The 4081-nt window shown below is 68.3% G+C and carries 3 protein-coding genes, 1 tRNA gene and 1 pseudogene; 3 read left to right on the top strand and 2 right to left on the bottom strand.

Features of this window, described 5'->3' with window-relative positions; genetic code table 11:
• Positions 1-320, top strand: a pseudogene (locus AOK16_RS21355) (hypothetical protein); the annotation flags it as partial.
• A gap of 87 nt (positions 321-407) precedes the next feature.
• Positions 408-481 (top strand) — tRNA-Ala (locus AOK16_RS21350).
• Positions 482-744: 263 nt separating this feature from the next.
• Here the strand turns inward: AOK16_RS21350 and AOK16_RS26765 are convergent.
• The gene (locus tag AOK16_RS26765; RefSeq protein WP_398718504.1) at positions 745-2769 is read right to left on the bottom strand and encodes a glycosyl hydrolase family 8; all 2025 of its coding nucleotides are present in this window, start codon (positions 2767-2769) and stop codon (positions 745-747) included.
• 343 nt (positions 2770-3112) lie between these two features.
• Positions 3113-3505, bottom strand: coding sequence for a thioredoxin (gene trxA, locus AOK16_RS21340; protein ID WP_055473802.1), 393 nt, complete (start codon positions 3503-3505; stop codon positions 3113-3115).
• Between the two features lie 211 nt (positions 3506-3716).
• Between trxA and AOK16_RS21335 the strand changes: the two genes are divergently transcribed.
• Positions 3717-4081: FAD-dependent oxidoreductase (locus AOK16_RS21335; protein WP_157859293.1), on the top strand; the 365-nt coding region annotated here is incomplete at its 3' end.

Below are 4081 nucleotides of genomic sequence, written 5' to 3'. Positions count from 1 at the left end.
TCGACCAGCAGCGCGAGCGCGGCCCGGCCCAAGGCGACAGCTGGGACCCGGTGCCGGTGCCCCTGCCGACGTACGTGACCGCGCCGGTCGCCCCGCGTGCGACGGGCGGCGTCGACCTCGGTGCCCCGGACGCCTGGAGCTCCGCCCGCTCCAGCTCCGCCGAGCCCACCCCCGAACCGGCCCCGCGGCGGGCCGACTCGGAGGCCGCGGATCAGCCCGCGGCGCGCCGCCCCGCGGGACGGCGCGCCCGCGAGCGCGGCCGCACCCCCCTCTTCGACCAGTACGCCGACGAGGACCGCCCCCGCGCCGCCAATGAGTGACCCTCCGGTCCCCTGGGCCCCAGGTCCGGGCCCCGAAGCGGATTTCCGGGCAGCCGGGCCGGGATGCTAAGGTTTCACCCGTTGCAAGGGCCTGTGGCGCAGACCGGTAGCGCACCTCGTTCGCATCGAGGGGGTCAGGGGTTCAAATCCCCTCAGGTCCACACGAAAGCCGGGAAGGTTGTATCCGGTTGTAGTTCCAGCGGTTCGCGAGATCCCGTCCAGTTGTTGAGCTGGGCGGGATTTTTTGGTTTGAGGCGACCCCCGCGAGCGGATGACGACCTCATCGTCGGGCCTTCTTGAGCTCTCATCGTCGACCTCCTTGAGGCCACAGACCAATCGGCCTCCCTTGAGGTCACAGACCAAAGGACGCCTGCCCCCGCCCGAGTAGGGCGGAGACAGGCGTCTCAGATGGAGCGACTTCGGGTCAGGAGGCCTGGGTGGGGGCCCAGTGGTTGCCGGTGACGGCAATCATCGCCTGGAGGTTGACGGAGTCGTTGTAGTAGTTGCTCTTCATGGAATTCATCTTGTTCCACAGGGAGTCGAGCCACGCCTGGTCGTTGGACGCCGCGGCGGCCACGGCGAACGGGGCGACGAAGGCGGCCGACTGGTAGTTGCGGTCCTCGATGGGCCGGCCGTCGAGGTAGTAGCCGGGCTTGATGTTGTTGGCGTTGCTGCCGGTGATCTTCTTGATGCCGGCGTTCATCTTGCGCACCGCGTCGCGCGACTGGCTGTCGCCGGACGTCAGCGCGTCAACACCGATCCGCCACGGGTCGCGGCAGGCGTTCCAGTTGTACGTGCCGTCGTGCTCCGACTCCAGAGTGCCGGCGGGTGCGGGCTTGGGGTTGCCCGTCTTGGTGTCGAACACGAAGTCCGGCAGCATGCCGGTGTTGGGGGCGTGCTGGTCCTGGAGCTTCTTGATGGCCTTCTGGTGCTCCGTGACGACGCCGTCCCAATAGGTGTCATTGGTCGCCTGCTTGAAGGCGCGGAAGTGGCCGATGAGCCAGTCGGAACTGCGGCTCGTGTTCTCCCACTTGTCCTTGTTCGAGGACGTGGTGACCCAGTCGCCCAGGTTCGTGAGCTTCGTGGCGGCCACCATTTCGCTCTTCTTGATGGACTGGATGCGCTTGAGCGCGAGGCCCTTGTAGTAGTGAGTGCCGGTGCTGCCCCACTGCTTGTCGGCGAGCAGCAGCGCGTACGCGATCTCAAGGTCGCCGTCGGTGGCCGAGTCGCTGCCGTTGACACTCTTGCACTGCGCGTCCTGCTCGGCGGCGTGGAGGCCCGCGTCGATCTTCGACGGGTGGTCGTCGACGTACGTCAGGACCTTGTCGAACAGGGTCTTCGCTTCAGGGTCGGCACCTGCCATGGTGGCCAGGACGGAGAGGCCGTACCCCTGAGCCTCGGCCACGTAGGGGTGAGAGGCGTCGTCGGAGCGGACCGCGGCCCAGTTGCTGTTCCCGCAGACGTTGTCCTTGAGGTACTTCGCCTTCCAGTCGTTGTAGTACTCCACGACCTTCTTGTCGTTCGCCGCCCGGTCGCCGGAGACCGTGGTGGTGTCCTTCGCGTACGAGTACTTGTGGCTGCCGAACGGGATCTTCGCGCTGTCCTTGTCGGCTTCCGTGGTGACCTCAAGGGTGTTGGACTGGCCGGACACGTTGCCCGCGGCGTCCTTGGCCTTGACCGTGAAGGTGTACTTCGTGCCGGCCGTCAGTCCGTTGACGGAAGCGGTGGTGCCGGTGACGTTCGCGGCGGCGAGCGTGGTGCCGCGGTATACGTCGTATCCGGTGACCCCCACGTTGTCCTGGGAGGCGTTCCAGGCGAGCGCGACGGAGTCGTGGGTCTTGCCCGTGGAACGCAGGTTTCCGGGGGCGGTCGGGGCCTCGGTGTCCTCACCCGGGCCGGGAGTGGGATCCGTGACCGGGGGCTGGCCGCCGCCGGGGCCGATGAGCTCGATGTCGTCGGCGTGGTACGCGCCCTGGGCGTACCAGCCGTGCAGGAAGACCTGGGCACTGGTCTGGCTGGCGCCCGTCTTGAACTTCACCGTGAGCTTCTGGTAGCTACCGGGCGTGTCCGCCCAGGTCTGGCCGCTGCCGGTCGCACCGATGTAGACGTGCCTGCCCTGTACCCGGCCGGAGAGGGTGTACTCGGTGTTGGGCTGCACCGAGACGGTCTGGGTGCACTTGGCGTTGTCGCTGGAGGTGACAGCGCCCTTGAGGGCCTTGCTGCCGGAGTGGACGGGACTGGAGACGACCGAGCCCAGGTTGCCGGTGCAGCTCCAGCCGGAGAGCGTGCCGGTCTCGAACCCGGGGTTGGTCAGCAGGTTGGTGCTCTTGCTCGAGCCCTCCGCTGCGCCGCCGTCCACGGCTATCGCTGTTGTGGATCCCGCCATTGCTGCCACCGCAATGGCGATCGACGTCATCGTCAGGCGCCGCGGGCCTGCCTTCCAGTTCATGGGTCCTCCTCCGGTCCTACATAGGTCGCTGGCCGCAAGCCGGTGTGGGTGCCGTGCACACCCGGGTCATCCGACTTGTCTGGGAGTCAACCTATTTCCAGGATTTCGCCGGAGGGGGTGCCGGAAAGTGGGTTCGCGGTCTCCGAAAGGAGACGCTGAAAGAGGACTGTTTTGCGAGGCCGCTCGAGTCCCTGCGCAAGTTTGTGAGCAGGCCCCTTCACGCTGCTGGGCTTTCACGCTGTTGGGTCTCGGAGTGGGTATTCCGCCCCACGAAAGCCGGAAGTCCGCAGCCGTGAGGACAAGGGCTGCGGACTGAACCGGAGTTGGGGAGCCGGGCGCCGAGTCAGGCCGGGGCGTCGGGGTGGGAGGCCGTGGGGGCCTGGTGTTCGGCCACAGACTGGTGGACCTCGGCCATGTCCAGGTTGCGGGCCTGGCCGATGACGTCTTCCAGGGCCGCTTCCGGGAGGGCGCCGGGCTGGGCGAAGACCGCGACGTTCTCGCGGACGATCATCAGCGTCGGGATCGAGCGGATGTCGAAGGCCGCGGCCAGTTCCGGCTGGGCCTCCGTGTCGATCTTGCCGAAGAGCAGGTCCGAGTGGCGGTTGGAGGCCTCCTCGTAGACCGGCGCGAACTGACGGCAGGGGCCGCACCAGGAAGCCCAGAAGTCGATCAGGACGAAATCGTTCGCGGAGACGACCTCGTCGAAGTTTTCCTTGGTCAGCTCGACCGTGCTCATGTGTCCCTACCTGCTTCCGGTTGTGCGTCTGCGGGCCTCCGCCCGGGGAACGAGAGGGAGCCTGTCCGTATTCCGATGATTCATGTGGCCGACTTCGTGGCACGTCGGAAGGGTGGCGGGAGAGCCCCGGGGTCTTGGGGCCGCCCCGAGCCCGTCCCGAAGCGCGCCCGCCCCGAAGACCGCCCAGAAGACCGTCCCGAAGGGGAGTGCCATGGCCGAGGACCTGCCCGAGGAGGAGACGTACGACGTGGTGGTGGTCGGTGCCGGGCCGCCCGGCGAGGTGCTGGCCGGGCGGGTCGCCGAGGCGGGGCTCCGCGTCGCGCTCGTGGAGAACGAGCTGGTCGGCGGCGAGTGCTCGTACTGGGCCTGTATGCCGAGCAAGGCGCTGCTGCGGCCGGTGGCCGCGCTCACCGAGGCGCGGGAGGTCGCCGGGGCCCGGGAGGCGGTGACCGGCGCGCTGGACGCGCGGGCGGTCTTCGCGCGGCGTGACGGCTTCACCTCGCACTGGCAGGACGACGGACAGGTCCGCTGGGTGGACTCCGCCGGGATCACGCTCGTCCGCGGGCGGGGGCGGCT

This window comes from Streptomyces pathocidini, assembly GCF_001418495.1.
Taxonomy (GTDB): Bacteria; Actinomycetota; Actinomycetes; order Streptomycetales; family Streptomycetaceae; genus Streptomyces; species Streptomyces pathocidini.
Note: the sequence above shows the minus strand (reverse complement) of the source record. Positions and strands in the feature narration are given on the sequence as shown.

What these genes read in the sequence shown, in the direction of transcription:
- AOK16_RS26765 (WP_398718504.1), bottom strand. Translation starts at nt 2,769, where the DNA reads ATGAACTGGAAGGCAGGCCCGCGGCGCCTGACGATGACGTCGATCGCC.
- trxA (WP_055473802.1), bottom strand. Translation starts at nt 3,505, where the DNA reads ATGAGCACGGTCGAGCTGACCAAGGAAAACTTCGACGAGGTCGTCTCC.